Source organism: Mycolicibacterium agri, assembly GCF_002553505.1.
Classification (GTDB): Bacteria; Actinomycetota; Actinomycetes; order Mycobacteriales; family Mycobacteriaceae; genus Mycobacterium; species Mycobacterium agri.
Genome location: NZ_PDCP01000044.1, coordinates 1 through 24,751, shown reverse-complemented (window position 1 = coordinate 24,751; position 24,751 = coordinate 1). Strand labels below are relative to the sequence as shown.

Annotated in this window: 23 protein-coding genes; 11 read left to right on the top strand and 12 right to left on the bottom strand. The window is 67.8% G+C overall.

Translation table 11 applies throughout. The features are described 5' to 3' along the window. The first annotated feature begins 10 nt into the window (after nt 1–10). The 5 genes from CQY20_RS21625 to CQY20_RS21605 all read left to right on the top strand — a co-directional run bounded on the left by CQY20_RS21625 (nt 11) and on the right by CQY20_RS21605 (nt 4,410). The gene (locus CQY20_RS21625; RefSeq protein WP_097942134.1) at nt 11–1,207 is read left to right on the top strand and encodes an argininosuccinate synthase; all 1,197 of its coding nucleotides are present in this window, start codon (nt 11–13) and stop codon (nt 1,205–1,207) included. Nucleotides 1,208–1,286: 79 nt separating this feature from the next. Beyond that, on the top strand, nt 1,287–2,699 hold the full coding sequence (argH, locus tag CQY20_RS21620; protein ID WP_097942133.1) for an argininosuccinate lyase: 1,413 nt from the start codon (nt 1,287–1,289) through the stop codon (nt 2,697–2,699). 18 nt (nt 2,700–2,717) lie between these two features. Further along, a complete protein-coding gene (locus tag CQY20_RS21615) occupies nt 2,718–3,332 on the top strand; it encodes a hypothetical protein (RefSeq protein ID WP_234816346.1) in 615 nt (204 codons plus the stop codon). Next, nucleotides 3,329–3,901, top strand: coding sequence for a hypothetical protein (locus tag CQY20_RS21610; RefSeq protein ID WP_234816345.1), 573 nt, complete (start codon nt 3,329–3,331; stop codon nt 3,899–3,901). The genes CQY20_RS21615 and CQY20_RS21610 overlap by 4 nt, the downstream gene beginning before the upstream one ends. Next, nucleotides 3,898–4,410, top strand: coding sequence for a hypothetical protein (locus CQY20_RS21605; RefSeq protein WP_234816344.1), 513 nt, complete (start codon nt 3,898–3,900; stop codon nt 4,408–4,410). The genes CQY20_RS21610 and CQY20_RS21605 overlap by 4 nt, the downstream gene beginning before the upstream one ends. Here CQY20_RS21605 and CQY20_RS21600 read toward each other — a convergent pair. The 9 genes from CQY20_RS21600 to CQY20_RS21560 form a co-directional block, all read right to left on the bottom strand. Next, nucleotides 4,388–5,701, bottom strand: coding sequence for a hypothetical protein (locus CQY20_RS21600; protein WP_097942132.1), 1,314 nt, complete (start codon nt 5,699–5,701; stop codon nt 4,388–4,390). The genes CQY20_RS21605 and CQY20_RS21600 overlap by 23 nt on opposite strands. A 34-nt stretch (nt 5,702–5,735) precedes the next feature. Continuing rightward, entirely contained in the window at nt 5,736–7,214 is a 1,479-nt protein-coding gene (locus CQY20_RS21595) for a hydrogenase large subunit (protein ID WP_097942131.1), read from the bottom strand. Beyond that, nucleotides 7,214–8,680, bottom strand: a complete 1,467-nt coding sequence (locus CQY20_RS21590) for a proton-conducting transporter transmembrane domain-containing protein (RefSeq protein WP_097942130.1) — start codon at nt 8,678–8,680, stop codon at nt 7,214–7,216. The genes CQY20_RS21595 and CQY20_RS21590 overlap by 1 nt, the downstream gene beginning before the upstream one ends. Continuing rightward, a complete protein-coding gene (locus CQY20_RS21585; protein ID WP_097942129.1) occupies nt 8,680–9,342 on the bottom strand; it encodes a hypothetical protein in 663 nt (220 codons plus the stop codon). Before CQY20_RS21585 ends, CQY20_RS21590 begins: the two co-directional genes overlap by 1 nt. Before the next feature lie 6 nt (nt 9,343–9,348). After that, a complete protein-coding gene (locus CQY20_RS21580; RefSeq protein WP_097942160.1) occupies nt 9,349–10,293 on the bottom strand; it encodes a respiratory chain complex I subunit 1 family protein in 945 nt (314 codons plus the stop codon). A 5-nt stretch (nt 10,294–10,298) separates the two neighbouring features. Further along, entirely contained in the window at nt 10,299–12,230 is a 1,932-nt protein-coding gene (locus CQY20_RS21575) for a proton-conducting transporter transmembrane domain-containing protein (RefSeq protein ID WP_420093244.1), read from the bottom strand. A 41-nt stretch (nt 12,231–12,271) separates the two neighbouring features. Then, the gene (locus tag CQY20_RS21570; RefSeq protein ID WP_097942127.1) at nt 12,272–12,751 is read right to left on the bottom strand and encodes an NADH-quinone oxidoreductase subunit B family protein; all 480 of its coding nucleotides are present in this window, start codon (nt 12,749–12,751) and stop codon (nt 12,272–12,274) included. A 6-nt stretch (nt 12,752–12,757) separates the two neighbouring features. Further along, nucleotides 12,758–13,105, bottom strand: a complete 348-nt coding sequence (locus CQY20_RS21565; protein WP_097942126.1) for an ArsR/SmtB family transcription factor — start codon at nt 13,103–13,105, stop codon at nt 12,758–12,760. Nucleotides 13,106–13,198: 93 nt separating this feature from the next. Further along, nucleotides 13,199–14,947 carry an ABC-F family ATP-binding cassette domain-containing protein gene (locus CQY20_RS21560; RefSeq protein ID WP_097942125.1) on the bottom strand — a complete coding sequence of 583 codons (1,749 nt, stop codon included), beginning with the start codon at nt 14,945–14,947 and terminating at the stop codon, nt 13,199–13,201. A 107-nt stretch (nt 14,948–15,054) separates the two neighbouring features. Here CQY20_RS21560 and CQY20_RS21555 point away from each other — a divergent pair, with 107 nt between their 5' ends. The 4 genes from CQY20_RS21555 to CQY20_RS21540 all read left to right on the top strand — a co-directional run bounded on the left by CQY20_RS21555 (nt 15,055) and on the right by CQY20_RS21540 (nt 20,294). Then, on the top strand, nt 15,055–18,021 hold the full coding sequence (locus CQY20_RS21555) for an acyl-CoA synthetase (protein WP_097942159.1): 2,967 nt from the start codon (nt 15,055–15,057) through the stop codon (nt 18,019–18,021). Between the two features lie 76 nt (nt 18,022–18,097). After that, nucleotides 18,098–18,607 carry a hypothetical protein gene (locus tag CQY20_RS21550; RefSeq protein WP_097942124.1) on the top strand — a complete coding sequence of 170 codons (510 nt, stop codon included), beginning with the start codon at nt 18,098–18,100 and terminating at the stop codon, nt 18,605–18,607. 9 nt (nt 18,608–18,616) lie between these two features. Continuing rightward, complete coding sequence (locus CQY20_RS21545; protein ID WP_097942123.1) at nt 18,617–18,850, top strand: Trm112 family protein; 234 nt, start codon at nt 18,617–18,619, stop codon at nt 18,848–18,850. A 91-nt stretch (nt 18,851–18,941) separates the two neighbouring features. Then, the gene (locus CQY20_RS21540) at nt 18,942–20,294 is read left to right on the top strand and encodes a hypothetical protein (protein ID WP_097942122.1); all 1,353 of its coding nucleotides are present in this window, start codon (nt 18,942–18,944) and stop codon (nt 20,292–20,294) included. Here CQY20_RS21540 and CQY20_RS21535 read toward each other — a convergent pair. Genes CQY20_RS21535 through CQY20_RS21525 form a run of 3 tightly spaced genes read right to left on the bottom strand, consistent with a single transcriptional unit; the run spans nt 20,291 to nt 22,430 of the window. Further along, nucleotides 20,291–20,908 carry a TetR/AcrR family transcriptional regulator gene (locus tag CQY20_RS21535; protein WP_097942121.1) on the bottom strand — a complete coding sequence of 206 codons (618 nt, stop codon included), beginning with the start codon at nt 20,906–20,908 and terminating at the stop codon, nt 20,291–20,293. The two genes, CQY20_RS21540 and CQY20_RS21535, sit on opposite strands and share 4 nt — an antisense overlap. Before the next feature lie 5 nt (nt 20,909–20,913). Then, the gene (locus CQY20_RS21530) at nt 20,914–21,732 is read right to left on the bottom strand and encodes an ABC transporter permease (protein WP_097942120.1); all 819 of its coding nucleotides are present in this window, start codon (nt 21,730–21,732) and stop codon (nt 20,914–20,916) included. Next, nucleotides 21,666–22,430, bottom strand: coding sequence for an ABC transporter ATP-binding protein (locus CQY20_RS21525; RefSeq protein ID WP_097942119.1), 765 nt, complete (start codon nt 22,428–22,430; stop codon nt 21,666–21,668). Before CQY20_RS21525 ends, CQY20_RS21530 begins: the two co-directional genes overlap by 67 nt. Before the next feature lie 96 nt (nt 22,431–22,526). On the opposite strand from CQY20_RS21525, the gene CQY20_RS21520 reads away from it, so the two are divergent. After that, on the top strand, nt 22,527–23,126 hold the full coding sequence (locus tag CQY20_RS21520) for a DNA-3-methyladenine glycosylase (RefSeq protein ID WP_371871076.1): 600 nt from the start codon (nt 22,527–22,529) through the stop codon (nt 23,124–23,126). Between the two features lie 18 nt (nt 23,127–23,144). Continuing rightward, entirely contained in the window at nt 23,145–24,431 is a 1,287-nt protein-coding gene (gene tyrS / locus CQY20_RS21515) for a tyrosine--tRNA ligase (RefSeq protein ID WP_163700256.1), read from the top strand. Nucleotides 24,432–24,751: the final 320 nt, after the last annotated feature.

Genomic DNA, 24,751 nt, shown 5'->3' with positions numbered 1-24,751 from the left:
ATTGGTTTATATGTCCGAACGCGTCATCCTGGCGTATTCCGGCGGCCTGGACACGTCCGTGGCGATCAGTTGGATCGGCAAGGAGACCGGCCGCGGGGTCGTCGCCGTGGCGATCGACCTCGGCCAGGGCGGCGAGGATATGGAGGTGGTGCGGCAGCGGGCGCTGGACTGCGGCGCGGTCGAAGCCGTCGTGATCGACGCGCGCGACGAGTTCGCCAACGAATACTGCCTGCCCGCCATCCAGAACAATGCGCTCTACATGGATCGCTATCCGCTGGTGTCGGCGCTGAGCCGGCCGCTGATCGTCAAGCACCTGGTCGAGGCGGCGCGCCAGTACGGCGGTGGCATCGTCGCTCACGGCTGCACAGGCAAGGGCAACGATCAGGTCCGCTTCGAGGTCGGATTCGGTTCGCTGGCACCGGATTTGGAGGTGCTGGCGCCGGTGCGCGACTATGCGTGGACGCGAGAGAAGGCCATCGCGTTCGCCGAGGAGAACGCGATCCCGATCAACGTCACCAAGCGCTCGCCGTTCTCGATCGATCAGAACGTGTGGGGCCGCGCGGTGGAGACCGGGTTCCTCGAGCACCTGTGGAACGCCCCGACGAAGGACGTCTACGACTACACCGAGGACCCGACCGTCAACTGGAGCACGCCCGACGAGGTGATCGTCGGATTCGAGAAGGGTGTTCCGGTGTCGATCGACGGCAGGCGGGTGACGGTTTTGCAGGCCATCGAAGAGCTCAACCGCCGCGCGGGCGAGCAGGGTGTGGGCCGGCTCGACGTGGTGGAGGACCGGCTGGTGGGCATCAAGAGCCGCGAAATCTATGAGGCGCCGGGCGCGATGGTGCTGATCACCGCGCACACCGAACTGGAGCACGTCACGCTGGAGCGCGAGCTGGGCCGCTTCAAGCGGCATACCGATCAACGCTGGGGCGAGCTGGTGTATGACGGGCTGTGGTTCTCGCCGCTCAAGCGGGCGCTGGAGGCCTTCGTCGCCGACACCCAGGAGCACGTCAGCGGGGAGATCCGAATGGTGCTGCACGGCGGGCATATCGCCGTCAACGGCCGCCGCAGCCCCGAGTCGCTCTACGACTTCAACCTGGCCACCTACGACGAGGGCGACACGTTCGACCAGTCCGCGGCCAAGGGCTTCGTGCACGTGCACGGCCTGTCCTCGAAGATCGCCGCCCGCCGGGACCTCAAATGACGCCCAAACCGACATTTGGGAGCGAAAGTGCGAATAAAATCCGCCAAAAGGTCGATCTCGGCGGGGGTCGGGGAGCCTCGTGAGCACCAACGAGGGGTCGCTGTGGGGCGGCCGGTTCGCCGACGGGCCGTCGGATGCGTTGGCGGCGCTGAGCAAGTCCACGCATTTCGACTGGGTGCTCGCGCCGTATGACATCACCGCGTCGAAGGCCCACACCCGCGTGCTGTATCAGGCGGGCCTGCTGACCGAAGAGCAGCGCGACGGCCTGCTGGCGGGGCTGGACAGCCTTGCCGAGGACGTCGCCGACGGCAGCTTCGTCCCGCTGCCCACCGACGAGGACGTGCATGGTGCGCTCGAACGCGGCCTGATCGACCGGGTCGGCGCCGAACTCGGCGGCCGGCTGCGCGCGGGCCGGTCGCGAAACGACCAGGTGGCCACGCTGTTTCGGATGTGGCTGCGCGATGCGACCAGACGCGTCGCCGACGGCGCACTGGATGTGGTGTCGGCGCTGGCCACTCAGGCGGCGGCGCATCCGACAGCGATCATGCCCGGCAAGACGCATCTGCAGTCGGCGCAGCCGATCCTGCTCGCACACCATCTGCTGGCGCACGCCCACCCGCTGCTGCGCGACGTCGACCGCTTGATCGACTTCGACGCGCGCGCTGCGGTGTCGCCGTACGGGGCAGGCGCGTTGGCGGGTTCGTCGTTGGGGCTCGATCCCGACGCGATCGCCGCCGAACTCGGATTCACCAGCGCGGCAGACAATTCCGTGGACGCCACCGCGGCGCGGGACTTCGCGGCCGAGGCGGCATTCGTATTCACCATGATCGCCGTCGACCTTTCACGCCTCGCTGAGGACATCATCCTCTGGAGCACAACGGAATTCGGCTACGTCACACTCCACGACTCCTGGTCGACCGGCAGCTCGATCATGCCGCAGAAGAAGAATCCCGACATCGCCGAGTTGGCTCGCGGGAAATCGGGGCGGCTGATCGGCAATCTCACCGGGTTGTTGGCGATGCTCAAGGCCCAGCCGTTGGCGTACAACCGCGACCTGCAGGAAGACAAGGAGCCAGTATTCGACTCGGTGGCCCAGCTCGAGCTGTTGCTGCCCGCGATGGCCGGCCTGGTCGGCACGCTGCGCTTCAACGTCGACCGGATGGCCGAACTCGCGCCGCTGGGCTACACATTGGCCACCGATCTGGCCGAATGGCTGGTGAAGCGGGGAGTGCCGTTCCGGGTGGCGCACGAGGCGGCAGGCGCGGCGGTACGCGCGGCCGAGGAGAGGGGAGTCGGGCTTGAGGAGCTCGCGGACGCCGAACTCGCCGCCATCCATCCCGAGCTGACGCCCGACGTGCGCGACATTCTTACGGTCGACGGCAGCGTCAATTCCCGTGACGCACGCGGTGGTACGGCCTCCACCCAGGTCGCCAGGCAACTCGGCGTCGTTCGCGACACCGCCGACACTCTCCGAGCTCGCCTGCGCCGATAGCCGATAGCATTGCGCACCATGGAGGGTCGACCACCCGAGGCGCCCCAGCCCGCCGCGCGATCCGATGGGTGGCTGCACTGGTTCGAGCGACTGGGTTCGCAGAAGACGCGGCGTGCGGCCCTGCTCATCGTGCTCGTCGCCACCGCCGCGTTCGGCGGCTTGGACACGGTGAACAAGCAAGTCACCCCGTTCAATACCGGCGAAGAGTTCAACGACGGCCAGTACACCGTCACCATCGAACGCGCCAGGCTCGTCGACGAACTGAAGGGCACCTACGGCACGCCCAAACCCGGCAAGATGTACCTCGGCGTCGTGGCCACCCTTCGCAACGACGGCACGGTGCCGGGGCGTCTGCGCAATCAACTCGACCTGCGCGACGTGGAGGGCAAGGAATTCTTCGGCGTCTTCCGGCTGCGCGACGGCTCGGCGGTCCAGACGCTCGGCCCCAGCCTGACCGAGCAGTTGGTGTTCGCGTGGCTGGTGCCCGACGACGTCGCGCGGTCGCTTGATTCGGTGACGCTGCGCGTGTGGAAGAAGAAATACACGCAGCTGATGGTCACGTACGGCGGCAAGGAGTGGATCGACACCGACACCTACGGCCAGGTTGTCGTTCCCGTCAAGGACGCCGCGTGAAGGCGCCCAACACGGGTATGCGGCCGGCGCTCGCCGCCGCTGCGGCCGTCCTGACCATCGCGGCGGCCGCCCTGGTGTGGCAGAACCTTCCGACCCCGACCGATGTGCTCGGCCCGTTCGATGTGCACGGCGACGCGGGGGAAACGGTCACCGGTCGCGGCGTGTCGGCCACCGTGGACGGTGTCCGCATCGCCTCGACGGTGAACGGCGTTGCGCCCGCCGGGGTCTGGGTCGTTGTCGACGCCGCGTTCGAGGGCACGCACACCACCGAGCTGCCACACAGCGCCCTGATCGTCGGTCCCAACACCTACTCGCCGTCCGAGGCGTTCACCCTCGACTTGCTTTTGGGTGAGGTCAGCCCCGGAATCACGCAGCGCGGCTCGTTGGTCTTCGACGTGGCGCGGGACTTGGTTGAGCCCGGTGCAACGGCCCCGATGACGCTGAACATCTGGGTGGGTGACGGCCGGATGGACTCACGGCTGTCCATCCGACTGCCGATGGAGGGTTCGCGGTTCAGCAGGGTCGACGCCGTCACGCTGGACAAGCCGGAAGTGAGCGCATCGCCATGAGGGCCCTGCTGTCGAAGTTGTGGGTGCGCAACGTGATCGGTGCGGTGGTCACGCTGGCCGCTCTCGGTGTGATCATCGCGACGGATCTGGGCAAGTCGTGGGCGGAGTATCGGCAGACGGTCGTTCCCGGCGCGGTCGTGCCCGTCGGCACAAGTGGTGAGGCCGACGGGCGGACGTGGAAGATCGACTCGATCCGCCACCTCAATCGCAACCCGTCGCGGTTCGGACCACCGCTGCCCGAGGGCACGGTGCTGACCGTCATCACCGTCGACCGCTCCGGAGAGCCGTACACCGACGTGATCTGCAAGGGCGTGCTCACCGACGGGGAGCGGCGGTGGTCCAGTGAAGGCATCGGCGGCTACAGCGTGCCGGACACCGACGGGGTGACCGGCATGTGCAGCGCCCCTGGGAAACTCCGGTACACGTTCCTGCACCCGCAGGATGTGGTTCCGACCGCGATGGACATCGTGCAATTCGACGGCCGGATCATTGTGCGGCTGCTTCTCTAGCCTTCTCCGCCTTCTCGGCATCGTCGGCCTGGGCCTGCTCGAGGCAATACGCGATGGTTGACGCGATCAGACACACCCGCAACGGTTCGATGATCATGTGCGACACCAAGGCGATGGTGTCGGCGAAACCGTTCCAGAACGGCAGCGGATGCGGCCCGAGAATCCAAGCGACAAAACGGAATAGGTATCCGATCGTGATTTCGGGGCGGTAGAAGGCGCCCGACATGTCCAGCCAGGCCAACCCGAGATAGCCGAAAACGTACAGGCCCAGGCCCAATAGGCCGCCGTGCAGCACCAGCCGCGCCGAGTCGACGATCGTGTTGTAGTTGCCCAGTTTCGACCGCACCCATGCCAGAAGACGCTCGCCCGCCGTCTCATGGACCCGCCACCCGCGCTCGCTGAGTCGCCTGCGGCGTTCGGTCGCGCGGTCGATCACGATATCGGCGCGGCGGCCGACCACTCGCCGCGCCGCACGTCGCCAGTCCGGCATCGTGATGCCGTAGATGATCCCGGCCACCGCGAGCCACAGCAGCGGGATGGTGGCACCACCGAACGCCGTGCGCAGCACCGCCATCGCGGCGTCCCACACGTTCTCCAGCGGTTGGAAGTGGGAGAACAACTCGGCACGGGTGTCGTTGAACCAGACGACGATTCGACGTTGAGAGATCCACCCTGTCGGGTTGATGAGGATGCCGACGCCCTGGCTGGCGGCAAAGGACAGGGTGAGGAAGACCCACAAGGCGTCGACATACACGCGCACCGCGAGCATCCAACCCGGCAGACTCTCCTTGAACTTGCCCAGCACATAACGCAGGACGAGCGCGGTGACTATGATGGCCCAGGTGACGCCGCTGATCGGCAGCTGATCCGGGTGCAACTCGCTGACCTGACCGGTCTCCAAGGCGGCCGTCATAGCGGCGCCCACCCGATAGTCCAGTGCCGCCGTCTCGAAGTCGATCCAGTCCTCGGCGAACAGTTTCCACGCCAGATAGATCGCGAAGAACGGCACGATGATATTGGCGAAGACGTCAACGCTTCGCGCCGAGCGTCGCGGCAGGGCCGCCAGGACCGGAATCGCCTGCCGCAGGACCAGGAACATCGCCACATACGAGCCGAGCCTGGCCAGACCCGCAAACGGCATGATCAGTGCGGCCCAGACGTCGTTGTCCCAGCCGACGAAGGCGGCCAACTCGATGGCGCCCTTGCGTCCCAGCCAGCCCAGCAGATACAACGCGACCAGTTGCGGCAGGTAGCGGCACCACAGAGCAAACGGCCGCAACAGGTAGCGCACTGCCACATCGTATAAGGCGGGGCGCCGTAGGTCGCTACAGGTCGTTGCCGGCGTAGGAGAGATTGAAGCTCTTGTTGGCCAGCGGGAAGTCCGGGACGATCGTGTCCGCCATAGCGACCGGCAACGCCGGCCAGTTGAACCACGACGGGTCGACGATCTTCGAGCGGGTGATCGCGCCGCCCGCGTTCAGCTCGACGCGGTGCACGATGGTGCCGCGCCAGCCTTCGACGACGCCGACCCCGCTGCACCCCCTGCCGGCGTCCGGCAGTGCTGCGGCGAATTGTGTTGCGCCGCCGAGGTCTTCGATCAGGTCGCAGGCCAGTTGCACCGACGCGGCGAACTCGTCGCGGCGGACGGTGTAGCGCGCCAGCACGTCACCCGCGGTCGCGGCCACCTCCCGGACCGGCAGGGTGATCGTCGGGTGGTCGAGACGGGCGTCGGTGGCCATCCCGCTGGCCCGCGCCACATAGCCCAGACAACCCAATGCGCGCGCGTCCTCGACATGCAGGCTCGCGGTGTCGCTGAACCGGTCGTAGATCACCGAATTCTTCAACGTCAACTCGGCGATCTCCGCGACGTCGTCAGCCAGGCCGCGCAGTTCAACCGGGTCGGGAAATGCTTGCAGCACAGCACCACCCGGGTGGATGGCGCCGCGCAGCAGTCGGTGGCCGGTCACCCGCGCGTTGATGCGCAGCAGCCGCTCCCTGACGTGCTGGGCATGGGCGTTGGCCAGGGCGAAACCGACGTCGTTGGCCAGAGCGCCGAGGTCGGTGGCGTGGTTGTAGAGGCGCTCCAGTTCGATGACGAGAGCCCGCATCCGGTGCACGTCGTCGGGCACGTCGACACCGAGCGCGTCCTCGACGGCCAAGCAGTGGGCGAGCGCATGGCCCGCCGAGGTGTCGCCGCTGATCCGTTCGGCCAGCGCGGTGGTTTCGGTGACCGGCTTACCCTCGAAGAGCCTCTCGACACCGCGGTGCACGAACCACAGCCGCGCCTTGAGCTTCAGTACCGATTCGCCCACGACCGAGAAACGGAAGTGCCCGGGCTCGATCAGACCCGCATGCACAGGGCCGACGGGGATTTCGTAGACACCGTGCCCGTCTACGGTGAGGAACGGGAAACGGCCCGTGGTCGAGAAGTCCGGTGCCGGCCCCGCATCATGGCGCATCGGGTGCCAGTCGTCGGGCCAGTGCGCGTGCCGGACCAGCCTGCGCGGCTGCGGGTGGCCGACCGGCGTGATGCCGAACAGGTCCATCATCTCCCGCTCGAAACGCCCTGCCGGAAACGACAGATGGGCCAGCGATGGGACAGACGCGTCGTCGGCCAACGGCAGTTCCAGTTCGGTGCGTCGGTCCGGCCGCCCCGCGAGAAACAGGTACACGACGCGCAGCCCGTCGGCACCGTCATCGTGCGCGGCGGCGAGGGCGAGCCGGAAGCCAGCGTCGAGCAGTTCGGTCGCGGCATCGGCGAGCTCGGCGCGGGTCACCGTGCGACGCAGTCGATTGTCGCGCATCAGGGTGCCCCGAGATGGTCGGCGGCGGCGTGGAACAACTCGCTGAGCGGCCCCGCCGTCACACCCAGCCCGACCGAAACGACGATGCCGACCACGAGTGCGCAGGCGATGGTCGCGGGTACGGTGATGGACGGCGCGCCGCTGCGCGCATTGCCGAACAACAACCGCGCGGTGTTTCTGGTCAGCGCGGCGAACGCCACGGCGATCAGCACCAGCACGGCGGCCAGCACCAACCCGAGCTTCGCGTCGGTCAGCGATCTGGCGATCGATATCTCACTGGCGAACATCGCGAACGGCGGAAGCCCGAGCAGCGCCACGATCCCGACGGCGAATGACGCGCCGACCAAACGTGATCGGCCCATCACGCCGACCAGGTCGCTGATCGCCGTCGAGTTGTGAGCGCTCTGTAACTGCCCGCCGGCAAGGAACAGCACCGTCTTGCCGACGCCGTGTGCGAGCACGTGCAACAGCAGCGCGGCGATCGCCAGCCGTGTACCCGCGGCCGCCGCGACGGCGATGATGCCCATGTTCTCCATCGACGAGTACGCGAGCATGCGTTTGACATCCGTTGTGACGGTGAGCAACAGCGCGGCGACGAGCACCGTCGCCAAGCCGACCGCCGAAAGCCCCACGCGCAGATAGTCTGGACCGGTTGCCGCGTCGACGATGGGCCGCAGGCGCAGGATGACCGAAAGAGCGACCGCGAGCAGCACCCCACTCATCAACGCAGACACCGGCGCCGGTGCCTGACTGTGCGCGTCCGCCAGCCAGGTGTGGAACGGCACCAGACCGGCCTTCGCCCCGTAACCGATCACAAGCAGCGCTCCGGCCAGTCGGGTGACCGCCGGATCGAGTTGGGCGGCATGGGCGAGCAGCACGTCGAGGTTCAGCGCCTCCTCGAGGCCCGCACCCGCGTGGCGCGCGGCAAAGTAGAGCAGCACGGTGCCGAGCAGAGCGATCGCGATGCCGACCGAACAAATCACGACGTACTTCCACGTCGCCTCGAGCGCGTTGCGGGTGCGTCGGTGACCGACCAGGAACGCGGTGATCACCGTGGTGGCCTCGACCGCCACCCAGATAACGCCGATGTTGTTGGCCGACACCGCAAGCGCCATCGCCGCCAGGAAGGCCGGTGTCAACGCGCCATAGAGGCGGGCGCCGGATTCGTCGGTGTGGCCGTGCGCGAGTTCGGAGTCGATGTATCCGATGCCTGCCCACGTGCTCAGCGTGCCGACGACGCCGATGACGATCAGCATCGTCGCGGACAAGGCATCCGTGCGCAGTAGTCCGCCGAGCAGCAGTTGTTCACCGCCGCCGACGCGCAGGGCCATCACCGCACCGGACAGCAGCACCACGAGCGCAGAGAGCACCGTCAGGGTCGCCGTCCATCGACGCCAACCACAGGCCGTCGCGATGGCGGCCGCGACGGCGGGGACAAGGATCGGGGCCAGAGCCAGCGCAGTCATCAGTCCCGCAACTCCTGCAGGCGATCCAGATCGGCGCCCCCGAACGCGCGACGCAGTCGACCCGTCAGGACGCCGATCACGATCAGCGCGAACAGCACGTCCAGCGATGCGCCGAGTTCGACGATCAGCGGCACCCCAGCGGTGAGCAGAAACGCCGTTGCGGCAATCCCGTTGTCCAGCATGAGAAATCCAGCGGCCTGCGAGACCGCGTGACGGCGGGTGACCATGACGAACAGCGCGATCAAGATGACCGCGAACGCCGCGGGCACCGCGTCGGTGGCGGGAGAGGGGTCGAGCTCGTCGACGGGACGGGTGACCGCGAACGCGACGACCGTCAGCCCCGCGGCGATCAGCAGCGACGCGCTCGTGTTCACCAACGGTGTGGCCTCGCGCTGGTCGTCGGGTTCGGCGTTGACGGCGCGGGCCAGCAGCCACGGCAGGACGACGGCGCGCAGCGCCAGCACTGCAACGCCCACCGCCACCAACGCCCAATCCTGGTCGTAGCCACCGCGAAGAAGCGGAATGCAGGCAAGCGCAAGGCCTTGCGCCGACAGCAGCCGCACGATGGATGGCAGGTCTCGTCGCCACACGATCAGCACGGAGGCCAGCAGCAGTCCGCCTGCGGCCAGTCCCAGCGCACTTGCATAGTGGATCTCGGTCATCGCGTCCTATCCGGTGAAGAAGTTGGCCGACACGACGGCGAGCAGAGCCAACAGGAACGAACCGGCCAACAACTCTGGTAGACGGAACAACCGCAGCTTGGCGATGAAGACCTCCGCGCACGCCAGCACACCGGCGAGCGCGACCACCTTGACCGCGATCGCCGCGGTGGCGACGACGACGTCGACCAGGCTCGGGTGAGCACCCGCAATTCCCCACGGCAGGAACAGATTTGCCAGCAGCGCCAGCAGCACCGTGAGTCGCATGGCGCTGGCCCATTCGACGACCGCCAGCCGCGGTCCCGCGTACTCGAGCACCATCGCCTCGTGCACCATGGTCAGTTCCAGGTGAGTCGCGGGGTTGTCCACAGGGAGCCGGCCTGTTTCGGCGATGATGACGACGACCAGCGCGACAAAGGCCAACGCACCGGTCAGCGACACCGCCCGTCCCGGGTCGGCGAGCGTGTGCGCCACGATCGCACCGAGATTGGCCGAACCGGCGGGCAGCGACAACGCGAAGACGGCGAGCAGGATCGTCGGCTCGACCAACGCGGCGATGGTGATTTCTCGGCTTGCGCCCATGCCGCCGAACGACGTTCCGGTGTCGATGCCGGCGAGCGTGAGCGCCACAGTGCCGAGAAACAACAGGCCCACGACCGCGAAAAGGTCGGCGACGGATTCCAGCGGTGAACCGGTCGCGACGATCGGCACCACCGCGGCGATCAGCAGTGTGGTGCCCGCGACGATCACCGGTGCCGCGGTGAACACCACCGTGGTTCCGTCCGGTGTGATCTGCTGCTTGCGGAGTTGCTTGCGCAGGTCACGCCACGGCTGCAGGATGCCTGCGCCCGAGCGTCCTTCCGAGCGCGCCCGCACTTGGCGCATCAGACCGATGACCAGGGGCGCCCCGAAGGCGACGCCGGCGATCTGGGTCGCGCCCGCCAGATACGACATCACGTTCATCGCGCCGCCACCAACACAATCAGCACCCCGAGCGCGCCGTAGGCCAAATACAGGTGCACGCTGCCGGTGTGGGCACGCCGCAGCAGGTCCGCGCACCCGGCGACAAAGCGCACGACCGGCGTGTAGAGCAGATCCTCCAGCGCGTCGTTGATCCTGGCGCGGTATGCGATCTTTTTAACCTGATAGTCGGCATCGGCCGCAGGCGTGACTTCGATATCGGTGTCGGGCCGCAGCACGTCGTCGAAAACCTGTTGCAGCGGTTGCGCGAACGACGTGGCCGTGTACTGCATGCGTGACGTGAGTTCGTCGGCGCCGCATGCCCACAGAGGCAACGCCGCCGGTTCCGGGCGGCGACGCGACCCCCACCGCCCGAGACCCGCCGCGATCAGTACGGCCGCCGCCAGCGCCGCGGCGAGCAGCCCCGGCGCGATCGATCCATCAAGGCCCGGCAGATGCATGATCACGCCGAGCGACGACAGATCCGCATCGCGATAGGCAGGCAGTCCGTCAAGCACGCGCTGCAACGCCGGAACGACGACGAACGGTGCTACGCCGAGCACCACACAGCCGAGTGCGGCGAAAACCATTCCGGCGACCATGCTCGGCGGGGCTTCGCGGGCCCGTGCGGCCGCTTCGGATCGGGGTCGCGCGAGGAAGCCGATGCCGAACGCCTTCACCATCGCCGCCACACCCAGTCCGGCCGTGAGGGCAACCGCTCCCACTGCCAGCGGCGCGGCCAGCGCGACCAGGGTGTCGTGTTCACCGCGAGCATGAATCAGCGACTGCACCAGAAGCCACTCGCTGACGAATCCCGCGCCGATCGGCAACCCGCAGGCCCCCAGTGCCGCCACGCCGAAAAGCACGGTGGTGGACGGCATTCGACGCGCCAGCCCGCCCAGCAGATCGAGATCACGCAGTCCGGTCGCGACGAGCACGGAGCCTGCGGCGAGGAATCCGAGGCTCTTGAACGCGGCGTGCGCGATCAGGTGCACGAGCGCCGCCGTCATCGCCACAACCGCGGGCGCCGTTTCACCTGACGCCGAAAGCAATGTGCCCGCACCGAGAGCGAGGATGATCAGGCCCATGTTCTCAGTGGTCGAATAGGCAAGCAGCCGTTTGAGATCGGTGGCCACCGACGCCTGCAACACGCCGTATACCGCCGACCCGCCACCAACGACCAGGAGTACGACGCCCCACCAGCGTGGCCCGGGCCCGAGCAACTGCAGGTCGATGCGCATGATGCCGTACACGCCTAGGTTGACCATGGCGGCGCTCATCAACGCCGAAACCGGGCTCGGCGCCTCGGGGTGCGCCCGCGGCAACCACGAATGCAGCGGCAGCAGGCCCGCTTTCGACCCGAATCCGGCAAGCGTCAGCACGAACACCAGCCCGCGGGTGCCCTCGGGCACCGGCGCCAGGTCGGCGAACCGGTCCGCGCCGCCCGCGGCCGAAAGCACCATGAGCCCCAGCAGTATTGCGGCGAAACCCAGTTGGGTCATCACCGCGTAGAAGGCGGCTGCCGAGCGCACCGCAGGGCGCCGGTGCTCGGTCAGCACCAAGACCAGTGAGCCGATCGCCATCAGCTCCCACATCAGCAGAAACGTCGTGATCGACCCTGCCGCCGGGACCAACAGCATCGCGGCGACGAACAGCGGCAGCACCGTCAGCGGAACGACGCCGAAGTGCTCCCGCCGCGCGTAGCCAAGGGTGTACAGACCGACCGCGACGGCAACCGCCCCCGTTATCGCCATGAACACTCCGCCGAGCGGCGCGAACTCCAACTGCACACCGATCAGCGGCACCAGCCAACCGATGCGAATTGCGGGCAGCTCGCTGAACACCGCGGCCAGCCCGGTGCCGACCCCGGCGACTCCGAGAGCCGCTGTGACGCTACCGCTCACGTGCGGCCCGATACCCCTGTCGGGCAATGAGATTCGGACGCCAACGTTCGGCGTGGCGAGGGTGGCGGTCACCGGCCCGTCACCGAGCGCAGTGCGGCGACGATCTGCGCCGGATGAGGGGGACAACCGGGCACCTCGACGTCGACGGGAACGACGTCGCTGACCGCGCCGACGACCCCATAGGCGTCGGCGAACATCCCGCGGTTGAGCGCGCAGTCGCCGCAGGCGACGACCACTCGCGGTGCCGGAGTGGCGGCAAGGGTGTTGCGCAGCGGCTGGGCCATGTTCTGGGTGACGACGCCGGTGACGAGCAGAGCGTCGGCGTGCCGCGGCGAGGCCACCAGCCGGGCGCCGAACCGTTCCGCGTCGTAGACCGGGCCGAAGGCCCCCGATATCTCGATCTCACACCCGTTGCACGAACCCGCGTCGACGTGCCGCACCTGAAGCGACCCTGCGACCCCGGCCGGGCTTTCCGCGGCGGACGGCGGCCGCGCGTCGGCCCGTTCGACGATGCGACCGGTCCGCAGGATTCTGCCGATCCACCCCATGGCGGGCTAGTGCCGATCCGGCGAAGTGTCGGCCCGCAGGTCCGCGAGCATCGCCACTTGATCGTTGAGCATCCCGGTCAGCACCTTGCGCGCGACCGCCAGTAGTTCGGCGATGGCCGGTGATGCGATGGCGTAGACCACCGTGTTGCCGCTCTTTGTGGCCACCACGACGCCGGCCCGCCGCAGCACGCCGAGTTGCTGCGACAGGTTGGAGGACTCCAGCCCGACCTCGGGCAGCAGTTCGGCGACCGTGCGGTCCCGCTCGACGAGCAATTCCAGGACCCGGATCCGGGCGGGGTGGCCGAGGGTCTTGAAGAACTCCGCCTTCAGCTTGTACAGGGGCTCTGACATCACGCTCTCAATCCGGCCACGAATCCATCAATTGAAGAATTTATCAGATGATGGGTTCACGACTTTCCATACCCAGAATTCCTTCAGGTATCGAGCTCAGTCGTCGGCGGCGGCCAGCCACGCCTCTTCGAGCGATTCCTTGCGCGCCAGCAGCTCATTCAGTTCGGTGTTCAGTTCCCCGAGCCGGACGTGATCGGCGGCGGCCTCCGCCATCTTCTGGTGCAGCGCCGCGATGCGGTCCTCCAGCTTGGCCAGCTGGTTCTCGATCCTGGCCAGCTCTTTGCTGGTGCGCCGCTCGCGGGCCGACGCCGACTCACCGCGCTGCGGTTGCGTTGTGCTGGAGGGGGTTTCGGCCGCGACGCGCTCGGCCAGATACTGCTCGATGCCTCCGGGCAGCAGGTCGCAGCGGCCGCTGCCGGTGAGCGCATAGGTGACGTCGGTGACCCGCTCGAGGAAGTACCGGTCGTGTGTGACCACGATCAGCGTGCCCGGCCAGTCGTCCAGATAGTCCTCGATGACGGTGAGCGTGTCGATGTCGAGGTCGTTCGTGGGCTCGTCGAGCAGCAGCACGTTGGGTTCGTCGAGCAGGATGCGAAGGAACTGCAGTCGGCGCCGCTCGCCGCCGGACAGGTCGGCGATCCTGGCGGTGAGCTTGTCTCCTGTGAACCCGAAGTCCTTCAGCAGGGTGTCGGCGGAGATCTCGCGGCCGCCGGCCAAATGGCTGACCCGGCGGCGGTTTTCCACGGCGTCGATCACCCGATCCCCGCCGGACAGTTCGCCCAGCGCCTGGCTCAGGTACCCGATCTTCAGCGTCGCGCCGCGTTTGATCGTGCCCGCTGCGGGCGGCAGTTCGCCCGCCAGTAGCCGCAGCACAGACGTCTTGCCGGTGCCGTTGACGCCGACCAGGCCGATGCGGGCGCCGGGACCGATCGACCAGTCGATCTTGTCGAGGATGGTGCGATCGCCGACCTCGAGCCGCAGCCGGTGCAGGTCGAAGACGTCCTTGCCGAGCCGTGTCGTCGCAAAGCGTTGCAGCACAAGCGAATCCCGTGGCGGCGGCTCGTTGGCGATCAGTTCGTTGGCGGCCTGGATACGGAACTTCGGCTTCGATGTGCGCGCCGGCGGGCCGCGCCGCAGCCACGCGAGTTCCTTGCGCATCAGGTTTTGGCGGCGCGCCTCGGCACCGGCGGCCAGCCGCATCCGTTCCGCCCGCGCCAGCACATAGGCCGCGTAGCCGCCGTCGTAGGCGTCGATCGTGCCGTCGTGCACCTCCCACGTCCTGGTGGTGACCGCGTCGAGGAACCAGCGGTCGTGGCTGACCACCACGAGCGCCTGCGAGCGTCGACCGGCCAGGTGGCGCGCCAGCCAGCCGATCACCTCCACGTCGAGATGGTTGGTCGGCTCGTCGAGCACCAGCACGTCGTGCTTGGCCAGCAGCACCGCCGCCAGCGCCACCCGGCGCCGCTCACCACCGGACAGGTCGGCGACATCGGTGTCCAGATCCACCTCTGACAGCAGGTGCTCGACGACGGTGCGGGTGTCGGGTTCGGCCGCCCAGATGTGGTCGGGCCTGCCGCCGACGATCACCTGCCGGACGGTGGACCCCGCCGCGAAGTCGTCGGATTGCCGCAGATAACCCACCGACAGACCCGAGGTGTGAGTGACGCGGCCGGAGTCGGGCTCGCGGGTGCGGGTGAGCACCTGCAGCAGGGTGGATTTGCCGTCCCCGTTGCGGCCGACAACGCCGATCGCATCGCCTTCGTCCATGCCGAGGCTGACGCCGTCCAGCAGCGTGCGGGTGCCGTAGCCGACCGTCACGCGTTCGACGTTGATCAGGTTTGCCATCAGCCGCCGATGATAGGTAGGACATCTGACCGAGGCCGCCTTCGGCTCTGTGCCATGATGACCTCGACAATCGGGTGGCAGGAGTGACGGAAGGGGAACCGCTGGTGGTGGACCTTTCGGCTATTACGCGGCCGGTCGGCCGCCTCGTGGCCACCGCGCAGAACGGCTTGGAGGTGCTGCGCTACGGCGGCCTCGAGACCGGCACGGTGCCGTCGCCGTTCCAGATCGTGGAGAGCGTGCCGATGTATCGGCTGCGCCGCTACTTCCCGCCCGACACCCGTCCCGGGGCACCGCCGCCGGGACCGCCCGTGCTGATGGTGCACCCGATGATGATGTCGGCCGACATGTGGGACGTCACCCGCGAGAACGGTGCGGTCGGCATCCTGCACAGGGCGGGCATCGATCCATGGGTCATCGACTTCGGTTCGCCCGACAAGGTCGAGGGCGGCATGCAGCGCAATCTCGCCGACCACGTCGTCGCGTTGAGCGAAGCGATCGACACCGTCAAGGAGACCACGGGGCGCGACGTGCACCTCGCCGGCTACTCGCAGGGCGGCATGTTCTGCTACCAGACCGCGGCGTACCGCCGGTCCAAGGACGTGGCCAGCATCATCGCGTTCGGTGCACCGGTCGACACGCTCGCCGCCCTGCCGCTGAACCTGCCCGCAGGGGTGGGCGCCGCCGCCGCCGATTTCATGGCAGATCACGTGTTCAGCCGCATCGACATCCCGGGTTGGTTGGCGCGCACCGGTTTTCAGATGCTCGACCCGATCAAATCCGCGCAGTCCCGGTTGGAATTCCTCCGGCAACTGCACGACCGTGAGGCGCTGCTCCCGCGCGAGCAGCAACGCCGGTTCCTCGCGTCGGAAGGCTGGATCGCCTGGTCCGGCCCGGCCATCTCGGAACTGCTCAAGCAGTTCATCGCGCACAACCGGATGATGACCGGCGGCTTCTCCATTCACGGCGAATTGGTGACACTGAGCGACATCAAATGCCCGGTGCTGGCCGTGGTCGGCGAGGTCGACGACATCGGCCAGCCCGCGTCGGTGCGCGGCATAAAGCGTGCCGCCCCGCAAGCCGACGTGTACGAATACCTGATCAGGGCAGGGCATTTCGGACTCGTCGTCGGGTCGAAGGCGGCCAGCCAGACCTGGCCGACGGTCGCGAAGTGGGTGCGCTCGATCGAGGGCGACGGCGACCTGCCGGAGGGTGTCGTGCCGATGGCGATGCAACCCCCCGAGCCCACCGAGAGCGGCGTGGCGCTGTCCTCACGCGTCGCGCACGGAGCCACCGCTGCCGGGGAGATGGCGTTCAGCCTGGCGCGCTCGGCGGCCGACGCCGTCGTCGCCGCCAACAAGTCCGCGCGGGCGCTGGCCGTGGAGACGGCCCGCACGCTGCCGCGACTGGCGCGCCTCGGCCAGATCAACGATCACACCCGAATCTCGTTGGGCCGCATCATGTCCGAGCAGGCACGCCACGCGCCGGGAGGCGACTGCCTGCTGTTCGACGGTCGCGTGCACACCTTCGAGGCGGTCGACCGGCGGATCAACAACGTCGTTCGTGGGCTGATCGAGGTGGGCGTGCGGCAGGGGGCGCACGTCGGCGTGCTGATGGACACCAGGCCCAGCGCGCTGGTGGCGATCGCGGCGCTGTCACGTCTCGGCGCGGTCGCGGTGCTGATGCCGCCGGACGTCGACCTGCCGACCGCGGCGCGGCTGGGTGCGGTCAGCGAGGTCATCGCCGACCCCAGCCACCTGGAGGCGGCCCGCAAGCTGTCGATGCGGGTGCTGGTGCTCGGCGGCGGCGAGGCGCGCGACTTGCACGTGCCCGACGACGCCGACGTCATCGACATGGAAAAGATCGACCCCGACGAGGTCGACCTGCCCGGCTGGTACCGCCCCAACCCGGGGCTGGCCCGCGACCTGGCGTTCATCGCGTTCAGCACGGTCGGCGGGCAGTTGGTGGCCCGGCAGATCACCAACTTCCGGTGGGCGTTGTCCGCGTTCGGCACCGCATCGGCGGCCAATTTGGGCCGCGGCGACACGGTGTACTGCCTGACCCCGCTGCATCACCAGTCCGGGCTGCTGGTGAGTCTGGGCGGCGCGGTCGTGGGCGGGTCACGCATCGCGCTGTCGAGAGGGCTGCGCCCGGACCGGTTCGTCCAGGAGCTCCGTCAGTACGGCGTGACGGTGGTGTCCTACACCTGGGCGATGCTGCGCGAGGTGATCGACGATCCGTCGTTCGTCCTGGTCGGGTCCCACCCGGTGCGGTTGTTCATCGGCTCCGGCATGCCGACCGGGCTGTGGAAACGCGTGACCGAGGTGTTCGCGCCGGCGCACGTCGTCGAGTTCTTCGCCACCACCGACGGACAAGCTGTGCTGGCCAACGTGTCCGGCGCCAAGATCGGCAGCAAGGGCAGACCGCTGCCCGGCGGCGGCCAGGTCGAATTGGCCGCCTACGACCCCGACGACGACCTCATCCTGGAAGACGAGCGCGGATTCGTGCGCAAGGCCGACGCCAACGAAGTCGGCGTCCTGCTGGCTCACCCCCGCGGCCCGATCGACCCGACCGCGTCGATCAAGCGTGGCGTGTTCGCCCCGGCCGACACCTGGGTGTCCACCGAGTACCTGTTCCGCAGGGACCAGGACGGCGACTACTGGTTGGTCGACAACCGCAGCCTGGTCATCCGCACCGAGCGCGGCCCGGTGTACGCAGAGACCGTCGGCGATGCACTCGGCGGGGTGGACGCGGTCGACATCGCTCTCACATACGCGGTCGAAGCGGGCGGGCGGCGTATTGCCGTGACGGCCGTCGCGTTGCGGCCCGGCGGCAGCATCGCGGCCGGCGATCTGTCGGAGGCACTCAGCGACCTCCCGGTGGGGGCGCCACCCGACATCGTGCACGTCGTGGGGGAGATGACGCTCAGCGCCTCCTACCGGCCCATGGTCACTCCCTTGCGCGAGGCCGGCGTACCGAAGGCCTCCCGTAACGCCTGGCACCTGGATGTGGATACGAATAGGTACAAGCGGCTGACGGCCGCGGTGCGCGCCGAAATGGTCGGCGGGCAGCGTTGAGGCCGTGCCCGGGGCCGGACACACTGTTAGGCTCCCGCTGGATAGATCCGGCTGGAGCCATCGCAACGGAGGATCGATGACATCGCAGAACGGGTGGCGTCGCGTAGTCGGCGCTGTGGCCGGCGGCGCGATCGCCGGCGCCCTGGTCGTGGGCACGCCCACCGCGCTGGCCGCACCGGGGGACGACGGCACGACTGACACCGAAGCTCCCTCGGCTCCGGAGATGACCGGCGAGGAAGCGCTCGCCATCATTCAACGTGACTACGACACGGGCGCCGGCGGCGGTCAGGTGTCGAAGTTGGTCCACGAGGTGCTGGTTCTCCGCAATCTCGGCTTCCGACCGTCGAATGCGAACAAGAAGGCCATTGTGGCGGCGCTGGACAAGCGGCCTAACCAAGGACCGTTGGTGGAGGCGCTCAAGAACACCATCGCCTACCAGCGCAAAATTCAAGCGCAGGCGGTGGCTCAGCAACAGCAGGGGGCACAACCCGGCTTCGCCATCGGCGGGTCGCCCGCGCCGTTCGACCCGGGCGGCGTGATTATCGGCGGGCCCGGTGGCTCGTCGGTGACCATGCCGGTCGGTTGATCGGTCGCTGTGCTCGACGAAAAACTGCTCAGGATCCTGGTATGTCCGCAAGACCGCGGTCCGCTACTGCTGATCGGCGACGATGAGTGCCTTTACAATCCGAGGTTGCGGCGCGTCTACCGAATCGAAGACGGCATCCCGGTCCTGCTGGTCGACGAGGCCACCACGGTCTCCGATGATGCCGAACACGAACGGTTACTCCGCCGCGCGAAGTCAATCCAGAGCGAGGACCCGAATTCCTGATTTGCGTCCGTCCAATTCACATCGTTGCGGAGCGCGGAGTGGCACGATACCCACATCGAACCGGCTCGGTTGGCGCAGGAGATCAGGGGGGATGACGAACTGGCGTACCACATTCGGTGGCTGCTTACTATCGGCAGCGCTGTTCGTCAGCAGCGCTGGAGGAGCGGTCGCCGCGGCCGACTCTGACACCGACGCGCCCACATCGACCGACACCGCCGATACCCAGACCGCGGTCGGCGCGACGGCGACCGGCCAGATCGCGACGACGCAGGCGGCGACCAGCCAAGTGACCGAGGCGCCAACCAAACCGTCGACCGAGTCCTCCAGCGCTTCGACCGGATCCACGAGCGAGACCGTGCCACCCACGGCGGAGGCAGCCAGCCCGGCGCCGACCAACAAGGTGGACACCGCCGCACCATCGGGGCCGATGGCGGTTGCCGCCACAACGACGACCACGAGTGCGAAGGCTCCCGCGACCGCCGCGGAGGTCAAAAACAACGACGTGTCCGGGGTAACCGCAGCCGATCCCGTGCAGGCCAAGCCGCAACAGAGCGCTGCGGCTGCCAGTTCACAGGACAGTGCGCCCGCTTCGGCCGTCTCGCAGGCACCGCCGCCGCAAAGCGCGCCGGCCGCCGCTCCGGCCGCAGACGTGGCGGAGGCTGTTGCCCCGGCCTCCAAGGCGCTCGCCGACGCCGCAAAAGCGGCGCAGTCGTTCGCGGCCGTGATCGCGAGGCTTCCGGCGTCTCCGACACCCGTCGACGATTTCGTCGCGGCGCTGCAGCATCTGCTCAGTGCGGTCAGCGCGGTCACTGCGACGCTCGCGCGAATGCCTGCCGAGCTCACCGCGATGCTCGGCGTCCCCGGGCGCGGTCCCGGACTGACGGGCACATCCGGGTCGGGTGGGGTTGGACGCGGCCTCGATAGCGTCGCCGCATCGAAAGCCGCGAAGACCCTGACGGTTCCGACTCTGCCGAAGTCGCCCGCGCGGTCTCCGCAGATGATCGGCGGGGCCGCGTCGCGCGGTGGCCTGCTCGCATCTCCGACCCCGGGTGGGGGGCTCTTCACGGGCTCGAGCGACGAGCTGTCGGTGTCAGGACCGGTACCCACGACCCCCGTCGCCGCGGGCAAGTCCGACGGTGCGTCGACGTTGAAGCACGCTGTCGGCGCCGTGTTCGTCGCGGCATCCCTGCTCGCGCTCGCCGCCATAGCGTTGCCCGGTAGCCTCGGACTCCTGCTGTTCGGTGCCGTCGGCACCAGGATCGGTTACCGGCAGGCCAAAGCCGCCGCGACGCTGCAGCCGCTGGGCGTGGCTCGCTTCGTGCGTTCCGGACCGCTTGGCGTCGTCCGCTCCGGCAACATGATCGCGCTGCCGGCCAGGCGGCCACGGGTTCGCGGTCGACAACCGTCGTCCCACGAGAACGACAGGATGACGCCTGTCGCCTAGGCGATGTCGAACGGCAGATCCCCCGTCAGATAGCGCTGCAGGTTCGGTGCGATCGTTTCCGCAATGTGTTCGATTGGCAGTGATTTGAACGGATCCAACTCCAGGATGTAGCGGGCCATCACGACACCGACCAGTTGCGACGCCACGAACTGGATCCGGATGCGGCCGCTGCCCGGCGGATCGTCGACCCGCGAGCCGACCTCGACGGCGATGATCTCCTGCAGGAACGACCGCAGCAGCGAGACGTCGTTGCCAGCCAGGATCGACCTGATGGTGGCGATGAGACCCTTACCCATCTCGGAATCCCACAGCGACAACAGAATCGACGGCAGCGTGTGGCCGAGTTGTTCGATGGGGACTTCCCGCAGCGGCCCGATCACGTCCATCGGATCGATCGGGATGTGGATCGCCGCGGCGAACAGCTGTGTCTTGGTGCCGAAGTAATGGTGCACCAGTGCTGGGTCGACGCCCGCGTCGGCGGCGATGGCGCGGATCGAGGTCTTGTCGATCCCGTTGCGGGCGAACAGCTCTCGCGCACTGGCAAGGATGCGGTCGCGGGTATCCGACTGTCCCGGTGGTCGGCCGGGCCGTTTGCGCTCGGTATTGGTCGTCACAGCGGTTACGGTGTCCTCCGTCGTAGCGTCGCGGCGGCCAGGCCCAGGGCGACGAGCGCGAAGCCGATCACCACGATGATGTCCCGCACCGCGGTCGCCGTAAGGTCCGGGTGGGCGCCCACCTGTTGCAGCGCTTCTAGAGCGTAGCTGGCCGGCAGCACGTTGCTGATCCATTGCAGCCATTCGGGCATCACGTGGCGGGGAACGATGATGCCGCACAGCAGCAGCTGCGGCGCGATGACAAGCGGCATGAACTGCACCGCTTGAAACTCGGTCCGCGCGAATGCGCTACACAGCAGGCCAAGGCCGACGCCGAGGACCGCGTTGATGATCGCGATGGCGAAGACCAGACCCGGGCTACCCGCGGTGTCGAAACCCAGCAACCAGAACGACACGATGCAGGCGAGCGTGGCCTGCGCCGCCGCCGCAATGGAGAACGCCGTGCCGTAGGCCGCCAGCAGGTCAAGCCGGCGCAACGGCGTGGTCAGGATCCGTTCCAGCGTTCCCGAAACACGTTCGCGCTGCATGGTTATCGAGGTGATCAGGAACATGACGATCAGTGGGAACACGCCGAGCATGATCAGACAGGCCATGTTGAACGGGGGCTGGCCTCCCGGCGGGTACGGCGCGTTCTGGAACATGAAGTACATCAGCGTGATGATGAGGCTCGGTACCACAAGAATCATCGCCACGCTGCGGTGATCGCCGGCAAGTTGGCGCAGGATCCGGCCGGTGGTGGCCAGATAGCCCTGCGGGCTCAGCTTGCTGCGGCTGCGGTGCTGTGCCGGATGACGGACAGAAATGCTTCCTCCAGTGACTGACATCCGGTGTCCTCTCGTAGTTTTTGGGGAGTGGTGTGTGCGAGCAGGTGTCCCTCGCGCATCAAGAGCAGATCTGCGCAGTGGTCGGCCTCGTCCATGACGTGGCTTGACACCAGCAATGTCGTTCCGCGCCTGGCTAATTGGTGAAATCGATCCCAGAGATCCACGCGCAGAACGGGATCCAGCCCAACCGTGGGTTCGTCGAGCACCAAGAGGTCCGGCGCCGACACCAGTGCGCACGCCAACGACGCGCGGGTGCGTTGGCCGCCGGACAGGTTGCCGCACAGCGCCGTTCGATGATCCTCCAGGCCGACGGTTGATATCGCCTCATCGGCCGCGGTGGCGTCCATCCCGTAAAGGGAGGCGAAGTAGCGGACATTGTCGATGATGTGCAGATCGTCGTAGATGGTCGGGTCCTGCGGCATGTATCCGACTCGCCGCCGTAGGGGAGCACTGCCGGCCGGGTGGCCGAACACTGTGACGGTGCCCCCGGTGAGGATCTGGGTGCCCACGATGCTGCGCATCAGCGTCGTCTTGCCGCACCCCGATGGCCCGAGCAAGCCGGTGATCGTGCCGCGGGCGATCTGGACCGACAGGTCATGGATCGCCGGTCGACCACCCCGGACCACTCGCAGATGTTCGATGACGATGACCGGCTCGACCCCGCGCCGCATTAATTCATCGCTCGATGAAGTCATCATATGATGAATAATCCTCCGCTGCGATGGCCCAGTCAAGAGGCTTCATAGGATGCGGCGGTGGCCCGAGAAACGCGCTCGCCGAATTCGTCTGTCGACCTGCTCGCGGTCGACCCGCTGACCGCGGCGCGGCGACTGCTCGGCGCCGCGCTGACCGGGCGCGGGGTAAGCGCGATGATCGTCGAGGTCGAGGCCTACGGAGGGCCGCCGGACGGACCGTGGCCCGACGCCGCGGCCCATTCCTACCGGGGCCGGGGCGGCCGCAACACCGTGATGTTCGGCCCGCCGGGGCGGCTCTACACCTACCGCAGCCACGGCATTCACGTGTGCGCGAACGTGGTGTGCGCCTCCGACGGGGTCGCCGCCGCCGTTCTGCTGAGGGCAGCGGCCGTCGAAGCGGGCCACGAGGCGGCCCAGGCGCGCAGGGGTGAGGGCGTGCGACCGGCCGCGCTGGCGCGTGGCCCGGGCAACCTCTGCTCGGCGCTGGGAATCACCATGGACGACAACGGGATTGATCTGTTCGACCCGAACAGCCCGGTGCAGCTCATGTTGGGGGAGGAGCATCCGGCGGAAGATGGCCCCCGTGTCGGCGTGAGCCAGGCGGCCGACCGCCGGTGGCGGTTTTGGCTGGCGGGGCGCCCCGAAGTCTCGCTGTATCGCCGTAGTCCGCGGGCACCGGCGCCCGGTCTCAGCGACTAGTACGGGAAGATCGACGTCATGGGAACGTCGAACATCCTCGACGAGTTGGAGTGGCGAGGGCTGGTAGCGCAGTCCACCGACCGCGACAGCCTGAGCGAGCATCTCGCCGCCGGGCCCGTCACCGTCTATTCCGGTTTCGACCCGACGGCTCCGAGCCTGCATGCCGGCCACCTCATCCCGCTGCTCACGCTGCGCCGCTTCCAGCAATTCGGTCACCGGCCGATCGTGCTGGCAGGCGGCGCGACCGGAATGATCGGCGATCCCCGCGACGTCGGCGAACGCACGCTGAACGACACCGCCACGGTCATCGAATGGACCGACCGGATCCGCGGTCAACTCGAGCGGTTCGTCGACTTCGACGACTCGCCGACCGGCGCTGTGGTCGAGAACAACTTGACCTGGACCGGGGAGATGCGGGCGATCGAGTTCCTCCGCGACATCGGCAAGCATTTCTCGGTCAACGTCATGCTCGACCGGGACACGGTGCGGCGGCGGCTGGAGGGCGAAGGCATCTCCTACACCGAATTCAGCTACATGCTGCTGCAGGCCAACGACTACGCGGAGCTGCACAAGCGCTATGGCTGCACGCTGCAGATCGGCGGCTCCGACCAGTGGGGCAACATCATCGCCGGTGTGCGGTTGGTGCGCCAGAAGCACGGCGCGACGGTGCACGCGCTCACCACGCCGCTGGTCACCGACTCCGAGGGCAACAAATTCGGGAAGTCGACGGGCGGTGGAAACCTGTGGCTCGACCCCGAGATGACCAGCCCGTATGCCTGGTACCAGTACTTCATCAACACCGCCGACGCCGACGTGGTGCGGTACCTCAAGTGGTTCACGTTCCTCTCGCCCGACGAGGTCGCCGAACTCGAGCAGGCGACGGCCGAGCGGGCACACGAACGCGCTGCTCAGCGGCGCCTCGCGCAGGAGCTGACCACGCTCGTCCACGGAGAGGCGCAGTGCTCGGCCGTCGAGCACGCCAGCCGGGCGTTGTTCGGGCGCGGCGAGCTCGCGGAGTTGGACGAGCAGACGCTGGCGGCCGCGCTGCGGGAGGCCAGCGGCGACCAGGTGGCCGAAGTCACACCCGACGGCCCGATTGCCATCGTCGACCTGTTGGTCGCCAGCGGATTGGTGGAGAGCAAGGGGGCCGCGCGGCGCACGGTCGCCGAGGGCGGGGCCTACGTCAACAACGTCCGGGTCGCGAGCGACGACTGGACCCCGCGACCGTCGGACTTCCTGCACGGCCGGTGGCTGGTGCTGCGCCGCGGCAAACGGAATATCGCCGGGGTGCAGCGCGTTGGATGATCCGTCGGAGTTGACGCACGTCGGTGATGTCCGCCGCGCGCACGACGGGCAGCCACTCGAAACACGCCGCCCATCAGGCCATTTGACTCCGACTTTTCCCTGACGTAACTTGTCTCAGGTCGTCGCGACGCGGTCCGCCGCAGAGCGCGACGGCGTCCCAGAGGGAAGCCCCACTTCGGTGGGTTCCTGACCGTCCGCACTGCTAGTACGCGGCATAAGCCGCGGGCTGGTTGCGCGGTCGGAACGGGTGTGTTGTTTGAGAACTCAATAGTGTGTTTGGTGGTTTTTGTTTGTTGTTTTTTTGGCCACGTCTTTTTTCC

Excerpts from the sequence above, each read along its gene's own strand:
- CQY20_RS21530 (WP_097942120.1), bottom strand. The coding sequence starts at position 21,732 with ATGTCAGTCACTGGAGGAAGCATTTCTGTCCGTCATCCGGCACAGCAC.
- CQY20_RS21580 (WP_097942160.1), bottom strand. The coding sequence starts at position 10,293 with ATGTCGTATCTGGCGGGCGCGACCCAGATCGCCGGCGTCGCCTTCGGG.
- CQY20_RS21585 (WP_097942129.1), bottom strand. The coding sequence starts at position 9,342 with ATGACCGAGATCCACTATGCAAGTGCGCTGGGACTGGCCGCAGGCGGA.
- CQY20_RS21525 (WP_097942119.1), bottom strand. The coding sequence starts at position 22,430 with ATGATGACTTCATCGAGCGATGAATTAATGCGGCGCGGGGTCGAGCCG.
- CQY20_RS21615 (WP_234816346.1), top strand. The coding sequence starts at position 2,718 with ATGGAGGGTCGACCACCCGAGGCGCCCCAGCCCGCCGCGCGATCCGAT.
- CQY20_RS21540 (WP_097942122.1), top strand. The coding sequence starts at position 18,942 with ATGACGAACTGGCGTACCACATTCGGTGGCTGCTTACTATCGGCAGCG.
- CQY20_RS21605 (WP_234816344.1), top strand. The coding sequence starts at position 3,898 with ATGAGGGCCCTGCTGTCGAAGTTGTGGGTGCGCAACGTGATCGGTGCG.
- tyrS (WP_163700256.1), top strand. The coding sequence starts at position 23,145 with ATGGGAACGTCGAACATCCTCGACGAGTTGGAGTGGCGAGGGCTGGTA.
- CQY20_RS21625 (WP_097942134.1), top strand. The coding sequence starts at position 11 with ATGTCCGAACGCGTCATCCTGGCGTATTCCGGCGGCCTGGACACGTCC.
- CQY20_RS21570 (WP_097942127.1), bottom strand. The coding sequence starts at position 12,751 with ATGGGGTGGATCGGCAGAATCCTGCGGACCGGTCGCATCGTCGAACGG.
- CQY20_RS21590 (WP_097942130.1), bottom strand. The coding sequence starts at position 8,680 with ATGACTGCGCTGGCTCTGGCCCCGATCCTTGTCCCCGCCGTCGCGGCC.
- CQY20_RS21550 (WP_097942124.1), top strand. The coding sequence starts at position 18,098 with ATGACATCGCAGAACGGGTGGCGTCGCGTAGTCGGCGCTGTGGCCGGC.
- CQY20_RS21595 (WP_097942131.1), bottom strand. The coding sequence starts at position 7,214 with ATGCGCGACAATCGACTGCGTCGCACGGTGACCCGCGCCGAGCTCGCC.
- CQY20_RS21560 (WP_097942125.1), bottom strand. The coding sequence starts at position 14,947 with ATGGCAAACCTGATCAACGTCGAACGCGTGACGGTCGGCTACGGCACC.